The following is a 13,240-nucleotide window of genomic DNA, read 5'->3' as shown; positions in this document are numbered from 1 at the left end:
TGGCAACCTGGAACTGCGGCGGCGTCTGCGGGATCCCTCATCTCCCGTAGGCGCCGCCGTTTGTAGTTCAGCCGCCGTATGGTTTGGTGATTGCTTCGAGGAAGTGGCCCGACGGGTCGAGGAAGTAGACCCCGCGCCCACCGTCGTTGGTGTTGAATCCGGTACTCGACTGGCGCGGATCGGCCCAGTGATCAAGTTTCAACGCCTGTATTCGCTGGTAGATGCCGTCGAAGTCGTCTTCGGAGACGAGAAACGCGTAGTGCTGAGACGGCACCTCGGCGCCCTCTTCCACTTGTGCGAAGTCCAACGTCACGCCGTGATCGAGTTCCACGCCGAGAAAGTAGCCGACTTCGACAGGGCCTGGTAGACCGAACATGTGAGTGAAGAACCACGCCGACTCTTGCCGGTCTTTTGCGGCGATGATGGTGTGATTGAACGAAATGGTCATAAGTGACCCCTTGCAGTACGACGCCTCCATGCCTGACGCAGTCCGTCATCGACACGCGACGTTGGGAACCAGGAAACCATTTCGAGGTTCTCGGTGCAAGTACCACTGCCGAATTAGATTGCGACGAGAGCGGCCCCGGTCGGTGTGACCGGGGCCGCTCTCGTAATGTGGGTTCTCAGGCCTTGCGTGCCGTCTTCATCGCACGGTCCACTTCCCAGAATGCTCGAAGCGACGCGATCTTGCCGTCGTCGTTCACCCGGTAGACGAACACACCCTCGGCGTCGATGATCGAGCCGCCGATGGTCGTACGGATCTTGCCGATGTTGACATTCTCGTTGCCGCACACCAAGGAATCGTCGATCAGAAATTCGAGCTTGTCCGCGTTGGCGATCGTCATGTCGTAGAACTTCGAGATCGCCTCGCGCCCGTGATGCCCCTTGCCTTCCGGATCGAAGCCCGACGGCCCGACCGGATCCTCCACCCAACCGTCCTCGGCGAAGAGATCGAGCCAGGCTTCCTTGTTCTTGCCACTCGCTGCGGCGCGCGAAGCGTTACCCGCGACGCGGGCGGGGTGTTCGTCACTCATCGCGGCTCCTCAGTTGATGTACTGCTCGGCGAACTTGCGCATCGATTCCTGCTTTGCCTCCAGCGGGGCATCGAATCCGATTCCGTCGAACACCCAAGGCACGGTGATGATGTCCGTGACGCCGGCGTCTTCGAGTTCGGCGTAGCCGTCCTTGCCGAAACGGTCGATGCATACCGTCTGGATTTCGAACGGCTCGTTCTCGCGGCCGTACTCGGCACGCAGTTCACGCAGTCGTGCGATGACACCGACCAGATCGTCGAACTTGATCATTGCCGACGTCCAACCGTCGCCCACGCGCGCAGCCCGCTTGAGTGCGACCTCGGTGTGGCCGCCGACGTAGAACGGAACCGGCTTGGTGGGAGCCGGACTCATCTGCAGGCGATCGAAATCGAAGAATTCGCCGTGATACTCGACCATGCCGCCGCCCAGAATCAGTTTGAGGACGTCGATCATCTCGTCCACTCGGGCGCCGCGACGCTTGTACGGCGCGCCGCACCACTCGAACTCTTCCGGAGCCCAACCGATTCCGACACCGAAGCCGAAACGGTTGTTCGTCAGTGCCGCTACTGATCCGACCTGCCGCGCGAGCAGGACCGGATTGCGGCTACCGAGCTTGAGTACCTGGGTGTAGAACTCGATCTTCTCGGTCACCGCGCCCATTGCGGCCGCGGCGATCAGCGGATCGACCCAGGGGGTCTCGGCATTCCACATCCGAGACCCGTCCGGGGTGTACGGGTAATCCGCCGCCTGCGTTTCCATGAAGAACAGTGAATCGGGGAGAGCGATCGACGAAAAGCCGCACTCTTCTGCCGTTTTGGCGATACCGGCCAACTGGTCCAGAGGGTTCATGGCAACCCCGACGGTGTACTTCATCTTCGGCTTCTTCCTGATCGGCGTGTGTGCTGCTGTTACGTGGTGGGACGTTCGGAGCCGACGACCCACATCGAGAAGTACTGCGAGCCACCGCCGTACGCATGGCCCAGAGCCTTACGGGCGTCGGCCACCTGGTGGTCACCGGCGCGTCGCATGACCTGCATCGCGGACTCGGCGAAACGGATCATGCCCGAGGCGCCGATCGGGTTGGAGGAGAGCACACCACCGGAAGCATTGACCGGGAGCTTTCCGCCGATCGCGGTTTCGCCGGCCTCGGTCAGCTTCCAGCCCTGACCTTCCTCCGCGAACCCGAGGTTCTCGAGCCACATCGGCTCGAACCACGAGAACGGGACATAGATTTCGGCGCAGTCGATCTCGTTCAGCGGATCGGTGATTCCCGCGGACTTCCACAGCGCAGCCGCGGCATCACGGCCGGCCTGGGGATTGACCTGATCGCGCCCGGCGTAGAACGTCGGCTCGGTGCGCATGGCCGTCGCGTGGATCCAGGCGACGGACCGGCCTTCGGCCTCCACCTGCGCGGCGGCTTCTTCGTTGCCGATCACCAGCGCGCAAGCACCGTCCGAGGACGGGCAGGTCTCGTCGTAACGGATCGGGTCCCAGAGCATCTGAGATGCCTGCACCGATTCGAGAGTGATGTCCGGCTGCCGCAGATGCGCATAGGGATTGAGGCTGCCGTTGAGCCGATCCTTCACCGCGACGAGGTAGCCGATGTGCTCCGGTGCGCCTGATCGACGAATGTACGAACGGACGTGCGGGGCGAAGTATCCACCGGCACCGGCGCCGACGGGCATGTTGAACGGAACGGGTACGGACAGCGCCCACATCGCGTTCGACTCGGACTGCTTCTCCCAGGAAACCGTCAGAACCCGCTTGTGGACACCGGATTTGACCAGGCTCGAGGCAACGATAGCCGTCGAACCACCCACCGAGCCGGCAGTGTGAACACGCAGCAACGGCTTTCCGTTGGCGCCCAGTGCATCCGACATTGCGAGTTCCGGCATCATCGAACCCTCGAACAAGTCGGGGGCCTTTCCGATCACCACGGCGTCGATGTCGTCCCAGCCGACGTTGGCGTCGAGCATCGCGGCGTCGATGGCTTCACGGACCATGCCCGCCATCGAGACGTCGTGACGCTTTGCGACGTAGTGAGTTTGGCCGGTGCCGAGCACGGCCGCGAGTTGAGGCGTTCCGGCCATCAGTTCCGTCCCTCCAAGACTGCTACCAGGTTCTGCTGCAGCACAGGGCCGCTTGTTGCATGGGCAAGAGCGCGATTCGCCTGACCGTCGAAGATTGCCTTGGCGGCGTGGCCGATTCGTTCCAGACCACCGGCGAACAGTGGATTGCCGCTGAGCGGTCCGCCGGACGGGTTGATCGTGGTGGCGTCGGTCAGGCCGATCGCTTCCTTCAGGATCAATTCCTGGTGAGTGAACGGTGCGTGCAGTTCAGCGACGTCGATGTTGCCGACCTCGCCGCCTGTTGCTGCCTTGGCTGCCGACGTAGTCGACGGCGACGTCGTCAGGTCACGTGCGCCCAGGTTGGGGGAGTCGATGCGATGCTCGAGTCCGGTGATCCACGCCGGCCGCTCGCACAGGTCTCGTGCACGGGTGCCCGAGGCCAGGACTATCGCTGCCGCGCCGTCGGTGATGGGCGCACAATCGTGTGCGCGCAACGGATCTGCGAGGAAGGGGCTGGCGAGCAGTGCCTCGATGTCGAACTCGCCCGCGAGCTGAGCCTTCGGATTACTCAGCGCGTGACGACGGCTGCGAGCGGCAACCTCCGCCATGTCCTCCTGCGTCCACTTACCCGCGTCGAGTCCGAGTCGGGCTTGAAGCCCGGCGATCGAGACGGAGTCTGGCCACAGCGGCGTGACGAGGTACGGATCGAGTTGCATGGACAGGATCTTGCGCAGGTGCCCGGCGGAGGATTTGCCGAAGCCGTACACCAGCGCGGTCTCGACCTCGCCGGTCAAGATCTTGATCCACGCTTCGTAGAACGCCCACGCAGCGTCCATCTCGACGTGAGATTCGTTGATCGGCGGTACCGCTCCGATGGAGTCGATGGCCGAGATGAAGGAAAACGCTCGTCCGGCCAGGTAGTCGGAAGATCCGGAGCACCAGAAGCCGATGTCGGACTTGGTTATTCCCAGATCACTGTATAGCTGCTGGAAGCACGGGACGAGCATCTCGACGCCGTTGGTGGTGCCGTTGGTTTCGCGGACGTGGGGTGCCTGAGCAAAGCCCACGACTGCGATGTCTGCAGAAGTCATTTCAGGAGCCTCACAGGTGGTGTTGGAAGGTGGAGTACTCGGCGTCGGGTTCACCTGTCGGCCGGAAGTATTCGATGTTCTCGAGGGTGTAACCCCACTCTTCGCGAGGCTTCCACTTGGCTTCGACGCGCATGCCCATCCGTACTTCCGCGGCATCACATTCGAGGATCAAATGCAGGAACGGAATGTCGGCCCCGTCGAGGAGCACGTAGGCGGCCACGTAGGGAGGTTTGATCCGCTGTCCGAGGAACGGGACGTTGACGATGCAGAAGGTGGTGACAATTCCCTTGTCCGGCAGTTCGATCTGCTCGCTCGTCGGCTTCCCGTTGGTGGGATTGGCGCCGCGCGGAGGGATGTAGATCTTGTCTTCGGGTCCGCTGCGACCACCGATCAGCTTGCCCTCTGCGAGACCGCGGAGGTAGAAGCTCTCCTCGGCCGAAGCGGAATGCATGAAATGCAGGTCGACGGGCGTCGTGATCATGGTGACAGGATCGGCGTCGGAATCGACTGTCGCGATGCCATTTTCGCTCTCACCTGGTTCGAAGCATTCGATGTCCTTGATCTGCCCGATCCGCTCCGACGCCCAACGGGCACGAACCCGCAGGCCGGTGCTGATGTCGTCGGGGGAGTCGACGTCGACCGCGTGGAGCATGGAGGTGTCCGCGCCGTCGAGCTTGATCAGGGCCCACGCGAAGGGCTTCGTCAGTGGTTGTCCCTCGATGGGTTCGGGCATCCACGTCCAACTCACGACCGTTCCGCCGTCGGAGACCCCGACGAAGTCGGTCAGTGGTTCGGCCGTGTCCGGATCGAATTCCGGTGGCGGCACGAAGACACGACCGTTCGACCCACGGGCGCCGATCACCTTGCGATCACGCAGGGCAGTCACGAACGCGCCGATGGTCGGTCCCGTCGATCTGGTGTAGTCGAAATGGAGATTCAATGGTGCGCTCAGGGGCTTGTCGGCCACCCCGCTCTTTCCGATGGTCACAAGATCGAGTAGAACAGGTTCTAGAGATTGTGGCAAGAGTCACTTCTGATCACCGGCAATGTGGAGGCCTGCGATGAAGCTTGGGTTGCAACTCGGATACTGGGGCGCACAACCGCCGGCAAACGCCCCGGAACTGATCGATGCCGCCGAAGGCGCGGGATTCGACGCGGTCTTCGCGGCGGAGTCCTGGGGCTCGGACGCATTCACCCCGCTCGCCTGGTGGGGATCGCGCACCGAGAAGGTCCGGCTCGGTACGTCCGTCGTACAGATTTCGGCGCGAACACCGACCAGTTGCGCCATGCACGCGCTCACCCTCGACCACCTGAGCGGCGGACGAACGATCCTCGGGCTCGGCGTATCCGGACCCCAGGTCGTCGAAGGTTGGTATGGCCAGCCTTTCGAGAAGCCGCTGGCTCGCACTCGCGAATACGTCTCGATCGTGCGTCAGGTTCTTGCCCGTGAAGCGCCCGTCACCAGTCCCGGACCCCACTACCCTCTGCCGTATGCGGGACCGGGCAGTTCGGGACTTGGCAAGCCGCTCAAGCCCATTACGCACCCGTTGCGTGCGGACATCCCGATCTGGCTCGGCGCCGAAGGGCCGAAGAACGTCGCGCTCGCCGGCGAAATCGCAGACGGATGGCTGGCGATCTACTACACCCCACGCCTGGCCCCGATGTACAACAAGTGGCTCGACGAAGGGTTCGCGCGCGCCGGGGCCCGTCGTAGTCGCGAAGACTTCGAGGTGGCCGCCACGTGTCAGGTCATCGTGACCGACGATCGCGCCGCCGCCATCGCCGCTCTCAAGCCGATGACGGCCCTCTACGTCGGCGGAATGGGCGCCCCGGAGTTGAACTTTCACGCGCAGGTCTACAAGCGGATGGGTTACGAGAAGGAGGTCGACGAGATCGGCAGGCTCTTCATGTCGGGCCGCAAGGACGAAGCGGCTGCCGTCGTCCCCGACGACATGGTCACCGAGACCATGATCATCGGCAACGTCGACGAGGTGCGCGCCGAGGTGAAGCGTTGGGAGCAAGCCGGAGTCACGATGCTGCTGGTGACCTGCCGCGACGCCGACCATGTGCGTGAGCTCGCGGCTGCGGTGGGTGGTTGAGCGGGACCCTGCCTTTTTCGAGGGCCCCCCTTTTTCTGAGCGAACGGCACGTTCAGCGCATCTGAGGCGCTCAACGTGCCGTTCGCTCGCCGAAAGTTATCCACAGGCGCACTGAAACCCCAGGTCGCCGCCGGGACCCGCGCTGCTGCTCGAGTCATGCTGCAACCATGCGGCGTGGAACGTGGGGCGATGATCTGGACGCGATTTACCGCGTCAGTCGAAGCGGAGTGATCCGAACGGCGGAGTTGGCGCGATTGGGCGTGTCCAACTCCGCAGTGCACACCCGGTGTCGGGTGGGTGGACCGTGGCAGCGCATATTGCCGGGGGTCATCCTGCTCAGAAACGGTCAACCGACGCCACGTCAACGCTCGATCGCGGCGCTCATGTTGAGCGGTGACAAGTCCCTGCTGACTGGGCGATCCTCTATGTCGGAGTACGGATATCGAACGCACTCGGGGGATGTGCAGGTGCTCATCCCCATCGACCGTCGAGTTCAATCGGTCGGGTTCGTCACGGTAGAGCGCACTGTTCGATTGCCTGAGCCGGAGATTCGGAACGGTCTGCGCTGTGCGCCGCTGCCGCGAGCGTTACTCGACGCTGCGAGGCGGTGCAATGCCCTCGACCCCACACGGGCACTCATCGCTGAGGCTGTTCAGCGCGGCGACGTCTCGGTGCGCGAACTTGCGAAGGAACTCGACGCCGGTAGCAGCCGGGGTTCCGCGCTACCTCGGGTCGTGTTGCGCGAAGTGAACGCGAACGTCCATTCGGTGCCTGAGGTTCACGCGCGAAAACTGTGGCAGCGGAGCGGGCTGCCGGAAATGTTGTTCAATCATGAGGTCCGGGATGCGAAGGGAGACTTCATCGCAATTCCGGACGGATGGATCGATTCGGTTGCCTTTGCGTGGGACATCGACTCGTTGGAATGGCATGCAGCGCCGACGGACTACAAACGCACGGTGGAACGCCGGACGCGAATGCAGAATGCGGGAATCATCGTGTTACCGACGGTGCCCAGTGCACTGCGAACTGATCCCGATCGCGTGATCGAGGACCTTCGTGCGCACTACAGATTGGCGCAGTCACGGCCCCGGCCGCAGCTGTTCGCGAGGTCGAGGTGGGTGAAATTGGACGAAACCGGCTGAGCGAACGTACCTTTCGGCGTACTGAAGACGCCGAAAGGTACGTTCGCTCGAAAAGGGGGTGCAGCCAGCGGCAGATCAGACAGGGGTAGATCAGACAGGGGCAGATCGGAAAGGGGTGGGTCAGACACCCTTGAACTGGGGCGGTCGCTTCTCTCCGAACGCCCGCGGGCCCTCCTTGGCGTCGGCGCTCATGAACACCTTCATGCCCAGTTGCGCGTCGATCTGGAAGGCCTCTTCCTCGTGCATGCCCTCGGTGTCGCGGATGGTCTTGAGGATCGCCTGGACGGCGAGGGGGCCGTTGGCACTGATCAGGTCGGCGAGCTCCAGTGCCTTGTCGAGGGCTTGGCCGTCCGGGACGACGTGGCCGATGAGTCCGATCTCCTTGGCCTCCGGAGCTTTGATGTGACGGCCTGTGAGAAGGATGTCCGCTGCGATCGTGTACGGAATCTGGCGCACCAGACGCACTGCGGATCCACCGAGCGGGAAGAGCCCCCACTTGGCTTCGGAGACGCCGAACTTGGCGCTCTCACCCGCGACACGGATGTCGGTTCCCTGCAGGATTTCGGTTCCGCCGGCGATAGCTGCACCCTCGACGGCGGCGATCAGCGGCTTTGTCAACCGACGACCCTTGAGGAGGCCTTCGATCTTGGACATGTCGACGCCACCGCCCGCGAAGGAATCTCCCGGCGGCTTGGCGGACATGTTCTTGAGGTCGGCGCCGGCGCAGAAGTCGCCGCCCGCCCCGGTGAGGATTGCGACGCGGATCTCGGGGTCGTTGTCGACCTGGTCCCAGGCATCGACCATGATCGCCATCATCTCGCCGGTGATGGCGTTCTTACGCTCGGGGCGGTTCATCGTCACGATGAGGACGTGACCGCGCTTCTCTACGAGGCAATGTGGCGCGGTTTCCGAAATGTCTGATTTTTCGGTCGTCGAAGTGGGCACTGATGGCTCCTGGCGGGTCTGTGAGCTGGCTCTCAAATTGGGTCTTGCCAGAAACGGTAACACGTTCTACTTTGATCTCGTGGCCCTTAACATCGCAGACTTCGTAGAGCACGCAATCGACCTCGTTCCGGACCGCGTTGCGCTGGTCTCGGACAATCGCGAGTCGACTTATGCGCAGTTGGAGGACCGGGCGAATCGCCTCGGTCACTACCTGCGTGAACATGGCGTTCAGCCGGGTGACAAGGTCGGCATCTACTGCCGGAATGTCATCGAGGCGATCGAGGCCATGGTCGCCGTTTTCAAAATCCGGGCCGTGATGGTGAACATCAACTACCGGTACGTCGAGAACGAGTTGCAGTACATCTTCGACAATTCCGACATGGTTGCGCTCATTCACGAGCGACGCTACTCGGACAAAGTCGCGAACGTCCTGCCGAACACTCCCAAGGTCAAGTCCGTCATCGTGGTCGAGGACGGCACCGATCTGGACTTCAGTGCTTTCGGAATCGGCTACGAGGACGCACTCGCGCAGAGTTCGGGTGAGCGCGATTTCGAAGATCGCAGCAACGACGACATCTTCATGCTCTACACCGGCGGCACGACCGGTAGCCCCAAGGGCGTCATGTGGCGTCACGAGGACTGGTGGCGTGTGCTCGGCGGCGGCATCAACTTCGTCACCGGAGTCCCGGTCGAGGACGAGTACGAGATGGCAAAGGTCGGCGCTGCCAACCCGAGCATGATCCGCTACCCGATCCCCCCGATGATTCACGGCGGTTCGCAGTCGGCGGTGTTCCACAGCCTCTTCGGCGGCGGAACCTGTTTGATGCACCCGGAGTTCGACGCTCACGAGGTGTGGCAGAACATCGACAAGCACAAGGTCAACCTGATCTTCATCACGGGCGATGCAATGGGCCGCCCGATGCTCGACGCACTGATCGCCGGAAACCCGGAGACCGGTGAGCCGTACGATCTTTCGACGCTCTACGTGATGGCCAGCAGCGCTGCCCTCTTCTCGCCGAGCATCCAGGAGCAGTTCCTCGAACTGCTGCCCAACCGCCTGCTGACGGACTCCATCGGAGCGTCCGAGACGGGCTTCGGCGGACTGGCAGTATTGAGCAAGGGGCAGAAGCACACCGGCGGACCGACGGTCAAGATCGACGCCTCCACAACGGTTCTCGACGACGACGGTAACGAGGTCGAGCCCGGTTCGGGCAAGCGCGGCATGCTCGCTCGCAGGGGCAACATCCCGCTCGGTTACTACAAGGACGAGGTCAAGACGGCCGAAACCTTCCGGACCATCAACGGTGTTCGCTACTCGATCCCCGGCGACTACGCGCAGGTCGAAGCCGACGGCACGGTCACGATGCTCGGCCGCGGTTCGGTGTCCATCAACAGCGGCGGCGAGAAGGTGTACCCGGAAGAGGTCGAGGGCGCTTTGAAGGCGCACCCGGACATCTTCGACGTGCTGGTGGTCGGTATCCCCGACGACCGCTTCGGTCAGCGGGTTGCCGCAGTGGTTCAGGTACGCGAAGGCGCGTCGCCGACGCTGCACGACATCGCTACCGCGGCGCGCAAAGAGATTGCCGGATACAAGGTTCCGCGAAGCGTGTGGTTCGTAGACCAGATCAAGCGCAACCCGGCAGGCAAGCCCGACTACCGCTGGGCGAAGGCCGAAACGGAATCGCGCGAGGCTGACGATCACAACGGAAACGGCGCTCCTGTGGCGTCGCCGACAGAAAGCGTGGAAGCCTGATGCGTTCGGATCTCGCCGACAAGTTCGGCATCGAATACCCAATCTTCGGATTCACTCCTTCCGAGCACGTCGCGGCCGCTATCAGTCGCGCGGGCGGTCTGGGTGTGCTCGGTTGCGTCCGGTTCAACGACCCGGAAGAGCTCGAAGCTGCACTGACGTGGATGGACGAGAACACCGATGGTAAGCCGTACGGCGTCGACATCGTCATGCCGGCCAAGGTGCCGACCGAGGGCGGCGCCGTCGACCTCGACAAGCTGATTCCTGAGGAGCACCGCGCCTTCGTCAACCGCACACTCGACGAACTGGGTGTGCCGCCGCTTTCCGACGACGTCGAGCATGCGACCGGCGTACTGGGATGGCTTCACTCGGTGGCGCGATCTCACGTCGATGTTGCTCTGGGGCATCGGATTGCGTTGATCGCGAATGCACTGGGATCGCCGCCGAAGGACGTGATCGATCAGGCACACGAGAAGGGCGTGCCGGTAGCGGCACTGGCCGGTGCAGTCGAGCATGCACGTCGTCACGTCGCTAACGGCGTCGACATCGTGATTGCGCAGGGCTACGAGGCCGGCGGTCACACCGGCGAGGTTGCTTCGATGGTTCTGGTTCCGGAAATCGTTGATGCACTCGGTGATTCGGCTGCCGTGCTGGCTGCCGGCGGTATCGGCAGCGGCCGTCAGGTGGCTGCTGCACTCGCACTCGGTGCGTCCGGAGTATGGATGGGCTCGTACTGGCTCACCACGTCCGAATACAAACTCGGCAGTGCGTCGGGCGAAGGCCCGTCCGCTATTCAGCGTGCACTGTTGGGCGCGACGTCGGCCGACACCGTACGTTCGCGCATCTACTCAGGTAAGCCCGCTCGGTTGCTCAAGACCAAGTGGACGGAAGCCTGGTCGAACCCGGGAGCACCGGCGCCCTTGCCGATGCCGCTGCAGAACCTACTGGTCAGCGATGCTCATCAGAGAATCGCTGCATCGGAGAACCCGGAAGTTGTGGCAATGCCCGTCGGTCAGATCGTGGGCCGGATGAACGAGATCCGCCCGGTCGCCGAGGTCATGGCCGAGCTGGTGTCGGGGTTCGAGGACGCGCGAACCCGACTGGATTCGATGAAGTAGTAGATGACACGTGCGTATGCCCTCGGCCGAGTTTCGGCTGAGGGCATACGGCGTTTCAGCCGGCGAGGTCGTCCGGTCCGACGCTGTCCGACAACCATTCTCCGCGGCTGAGAACACCGTCGTCGCGGCGGCGTGCGATCACGAAAATTACCAGGGCGGCGGCGAGGACAACTGCGAGAACGCGCGAAGGCGTCAGGTTCGGGTTCTTCATACCCGCAATTTTGCCGGAAGAACGGGCGCAATGGTGAGGCAGCGGAGCAAAATCACGGTGTCGGCGCACAAACCGCTTGCTCAGCACTACTGACCGATCGGGCTAGACCGACTCTCGAGTCTTCTCGAGGCCGAGCGCCATTTCGGAAGTCAGCAATTGGAAGGCGGCTTCACCGCGCCGGCGGATCCACACCGGATCGGAGGTGTTCCAGCGTTCGGCGCTCTGCGTTCGAGTGACCACCTTGAACGTTGCCGTCCGCGGGAACTCACTGCACACGCGGATCAAGGTCGGGTTCTGCTTCGGCCCGAGTTCCGGCCGAGAATCGATATATTCGGCCACGGCGACCGGGTCGAAATTGTCGACGTCGCCGACCGGAATCACCGACGCCATGACGCGGTCGCCGACGTCGCGGTCGGGGACCGCGTACACGGAAACCTGCGCGAAGCCCGGGTAACCGACCAGCGAGCGTTCGATGGGTGCGGCGCCGATGTTCTCACCGTCCACTCGTAGCCAACCGGAACTGCGCCCCGCGAAGTAGACGTAGCCGTCGACATCCGTGTACGCCAGATCGCCACTCCAGTACTGGCCGTTGCGCATTCGCTCGGCGTCGGCTTCCGGGTTCTTGTAGTACCCGGCGAACGTGCCTGGACCGGTGACATTGACCAATTCACCGGTTGCCTCGTCGGCGTTGGTGATCCGGCCGTCGGCGTCGAACACCGCAGGTGGGCAGGGTGCTCCGGTCTCGGGATCAAGAATCTTGACGCCGTCCGGGAGCAGTCCGAGGGCGCCGGTCCGCGGAATCGGTGCCGCGGAGATCGAAATGCCGCCCTCGGTGGAACCGAATCCGTCGATGACGCGGGCGTCGAAACGCCGGACGAAGGTGGCGACGGCAGGAGCTGAACCCTCGTTGCCGTACATGATCTTCAAGGTGTTGTCCCGCTCGTTCGGCACCTCGGGGGTGGACGCGATGAAGGACAACGGTTTTCCGACGTAGTTGGAGTACGTGATTCCGTACTTGCGGACATCGGGCAGAAAACCCGAAGCGGAGAACTTGCGTCGCATGGCAATTCCCGCACGAGCGTGCAGTGCAACCGTCCACGCCGCCATCATGGCGTTGGAATGGAACATGGGCATCGCCATGTAGACGACGTCGTCGGCGCCGAGCCTGAAGCGATCGGCAAGCATGACCCCGGGAGAGGCCAACTTGTGGTGCGTGCAGCGAACCGCTTTGGGATCACCGCTGGTTCCGGAGGTGAAGATGAGCATCAACAGATCGTCGGGCTGCGCCGTCGACGCGTAGGCCGGCGTATCGGCGAAGGGCGCCAACAACTCCGTCCAGGCCGGAGAATCCACGTTGATCACCCGGACGTCACCGAGATCGAGGTCGTCGAGTAGGTGTGCCTGGTTGTTCTCGGTGAATATCACCTGGCAGTCGGAGAGCGCAATGTCTCGCGCTAGTGCCGGGCCGCGCCTGGTCGTGTTCAGTCCGGCTGCAACCGAACCCGAGAATGATGCCGCGCCGAGCAGTAGCGAGAACTCGGGGACGTTCTCCATGAGAAGACCGAAATGCCTGGGGCACGTTCGATCGAGCAGCGTGTCCAGCAGCGCTGCTCGATCGAACGATCGTTGAACGTGCTCGCGCCAGGAGATGACCTGGTCCTCGAAACGGATGCCGCGGTCGTCGATCTCGCTGACTCCGAGGAGTAGATCGGAAACAGTGGGGCTCTGACTCATAGCTGCATCATCATCGATTCGTCTCGGACCAGGTCATGGATTTCCAC

At 62.9% G+C, this 13,240-nt stretch carries 13 protein-coding genes; 4 read left to right on the top strand and 9 right to left on the bottom strand.

Going from position 1 to position 13,240, the window contains the following annotated elements; translation table 11 throughout:
* Window positions 1-67: 67 nt before the first annotated feature.
* The 6 genes from QM716_RS25820 to QM716_RS25795 all read right to left on the bottom strand — a co-directional run bounded on the left by QM716_RS25820 (window position 68) and on the right by QM716_RS25795 (window position 5,182).
* On the bottom strand, window positions 68-448 hold the full coding sequence (locus tag QM716_RS25820; protein ID WP_283307028.1) for a VOC family protein: 381 nt from the start codon (window positions 446-448) through the stop codon (window positions 68-70).
* Between the two features lie 175 nt (window positions 449-623).
* The gene (locus QM716_RS25815; RefSeq protein ID WP_283307027.1) at window positions 624-1,034 is read right to left on the bottom strand and encodes a nuclear transport factor 2 family protein; all 411 of its coding nucleotides are present in this window, start codon (window positions 1,032-1,034) and stop codon (window positions 624-626) included.
* 9 nt (window positions 1,035-1,043) lie between these two features.
* On the bottom strand, window positions 1,044-1,907 hold the full coding sequence (locus QM716_RS25810; protein ID WP_283307026.1) for a TIGR03619 family F420-dependent LLM class oxidoreductase: 864 nt from the start codon (window positions 1,905-1,907) through the stop codon (window positions 1,044-1,046).
* Between the two features lie 35 nt (window positions 1,908-1,942).
* Complete coding sequence (locus QM716_RS25805; protein WP_283307025.1) at window positions 1,943-3,124, bottom strand: thiolase family protein; 1,182 nt, start codon at window positions 3,122-3,124, stop codon at window positions 1,943-1,945.
* On the bottom strand, window positions 3,124-4,194 hold the full coding sequence (locus QM716_RS25800) for a thiolase family protein (protein WP_283307023.1): 1,071 nt from the start codon (window positions 4,192-4,194) through the stop codon (window positions 3,124-3,126). Before QM716_RS25800 ends, QM716_RS25805 begins: the two co-directional genes overlap by 1 nt.
* 10 nt (window positions 4,195-4,204) lie before the next feature.
* The gene (locus QM716_RS25795) at window positions 4,205-5,182 is read right to left on the bottom strand and encodes a Zn-ribbon domain-containing OB-fold protein (protein WP_283307021.1); all 978 of its coding nucleotides are present in this window, start codon (window positions 5,180-5,182) and stop codon (window positions 4,205-4,207) included.
* Between the two features lie 73 nt (window positions 5,183-5,255).
* On the opposite strand from QM716_RS25795, the gene QM716_RS25790 reads away from it, so the two are divergent.
* Both QM716_RS25790 and QM716_RS25785 read left to right on the top strand, forming a co-directional pair.
* Window positions 5,256-6,293: an LLM class F420-dependent oxidoreductase gene (locus QM716_RS25790; RefSeq protein ID WP_283307019.1), complete on the top strand. Its 1,038-nt coding sequence runs from the start codon at window positions 5,256-5,258 to the stop codon at window positions 6,291-6,293.
* A gap of 167 nt (window positions 6,294-6,460) precedes the next feature.
* Complete coding sequence (locus tag QM716_RS25785) at window positions 6,461-7,435, top strand: hypothetical protein (protein WP_283307018.1); 975 nt, start codon at window positions 6,461-6,463, stop codon at window positions 7,433-7,435.
* 120 nt (window positions 7,436-7,555) lie between these two features.
* Here the strand turns inward: QM716_RS25785 and QM716_RS25780 are convergent, their stop codons facing one another.
* Window positions 7,556-8,380 carry a crotonase/enoyl-CoA hydratase family protein gene (locus QM716_RS25780; protein WP_283307016.1) on the bottom strand — a complete coding sequence of 275 codons (825 nt, stop codon included), beginning with the start codon at window positions 8,378-8,380 and terminating at the stop codon, window positions 7,556-7,558.
* 79 nt (window positions 8,381-8,459) lie between these two features.
* Here QM716_RS25780 and QM716_RS25775 point away from each other — a divergent pair, with 79 nt between their 5' ends.
* Both QM716_RS25775 and QM716_RS25770 read left to right on the top strand, forming a co-directional pair.
* The gene (locus tag QM716_RS25775; protein ID WP_283307015.1) at window positions 8,460-10,133 is read left to right on the top strand and encodes an acyl-CoA synthetase; all 1,674 of its coding nucleotides are present in this window, start codon (window positions 8,460-8,462) and stop codon (window positions 10,131-10,133) included.
* On the top strand, window positions 10,133-11,248 hold the full coding sequence (locus QM716_RS25770) for an NAD(P)H-dependent flavin oxidoreductase (protein ID WP_283307014.1): 1,116 nt from the start codon (window positions 10,133-10,135) through the stop codon (window positions 11,246-11,248). The genes QM716_RS25775 and QM716_RS25770 overlap by 1 nt, the downstream gene beginning before the upstream one ends.
* 55 nt (window positions 11,249-11,303) lie before the next feature.
* Here the strand turns inward: QM716_RS25770 and QM716_RS25765 are convergent, their stop codons facing one another.
* Both QM716_RS25765 and QM716_RS25760 read right to left on the bottom strand, forming a co-directional pair.
* On the bottom strand, window positions 11,304-11,459 hold the full coding sequence (locus QM716_RS25765; protein WP_230814877.1) for a hypothetical protein: 156 nt from the start codon (window positions 11,457-11,459) through the stop codon (window positions 11,304-11,306).
* Between the two features lie 102 nt (window positions 11,460-11,561).
* Entirely contained in the window at window positions 11,562-13,193 is a 1,632-nt protein-coding gene (locus QM716_RS25760; RefSeq protein WP_283307013.1) for a long-chain-fatty-acid--CoA ligase, read from the bottom strand.
* Window positions 13,194-13,240: the final 47 nt, after the last annotated feature.

The organism is Rhodococcus sp. IEGM 1409 (genome assembly GCF_030056735.1).
Taxonomy (GTDB): Bacteria; Actinomycetota; Actinomycetes; order Mycobacteriales; family Mycobacteriaceae; genus Rhodococcus_F.
The sequence above is the reverse complement of the archived record's forward strand: the minus strand, read 5'-3'. Positions and strand labels throughout refer to the sequence as shown.

Coding starts and splice junctions, on each gene's coding strand:
- QM716_RS25820 (WP_283307028.1), bottom strand. CDS start 448: ATGACCATTTCGTTCAATCACACCATCATCGCCGCAAAAGACCGGCAA.
- QM716_RS25815 (WP_283307027.1), bottom strand. CDS start 1,034: ATGAGTGACGAACACCCCGCCCGCGTCGCGGGTAACGCTTCGCGCGCC.
- QM716_RS25810 (WP_283307026.1), bottom strand. CDS start 1,907: ATGAAGTACACCGTCGGGGTTGCCATGAACCCTCTGGACCAGTTGGCC.
- QM716_RS25805 (WP_283307025.1), bottom strand. CDS start 3,124: ATGGCCGGAACGCCTCAACTCGCGGCCGTGCTCGGCACCGGCCAAACT.
- QM716_RS25800 (WP_283307023.1), bottom strand. CDS start 4,194: ATGACTTCTGCAGACATCGCAGTCGTGGGCTTTGCTCAGGCACCCCAC.
- QM716_RS25790 (WP_283307019.1), top strand. CDS start 5,256: ATGAAGCTTGGGTTGCAACTCGGATACTGGGGCGCACAACCGCCGGCA.
- QM716_RS25785 (WP_283307018.1), top strand. CDS start 6,461: ATGCGGCGTGGAACGTGGGGCGATGATCTGGACGCGATTTACCGCGTC.
- QM716_RS25770 (WP_283307014.1), top strand. CDS start 10,133: ATGCGTTCGGATCTCGCCGACAAGTTCGGCATCGAATACCCAATCTTC.
- QM716_RS25765 (WP_230814877.1), bottom strand. CDS start 11,459: ATGAAGAACCCGAACCTGACGCCTTCGCGCGTTCTCGCAGTTGTCCTC.
- QM716_RS25760 (WP_283307013.1), bottom strand. CDS start 13,193: ATGAGTCAGAGCCCCACTGTTTCCGATCTACTCCTCGGAGTCAGCGAG.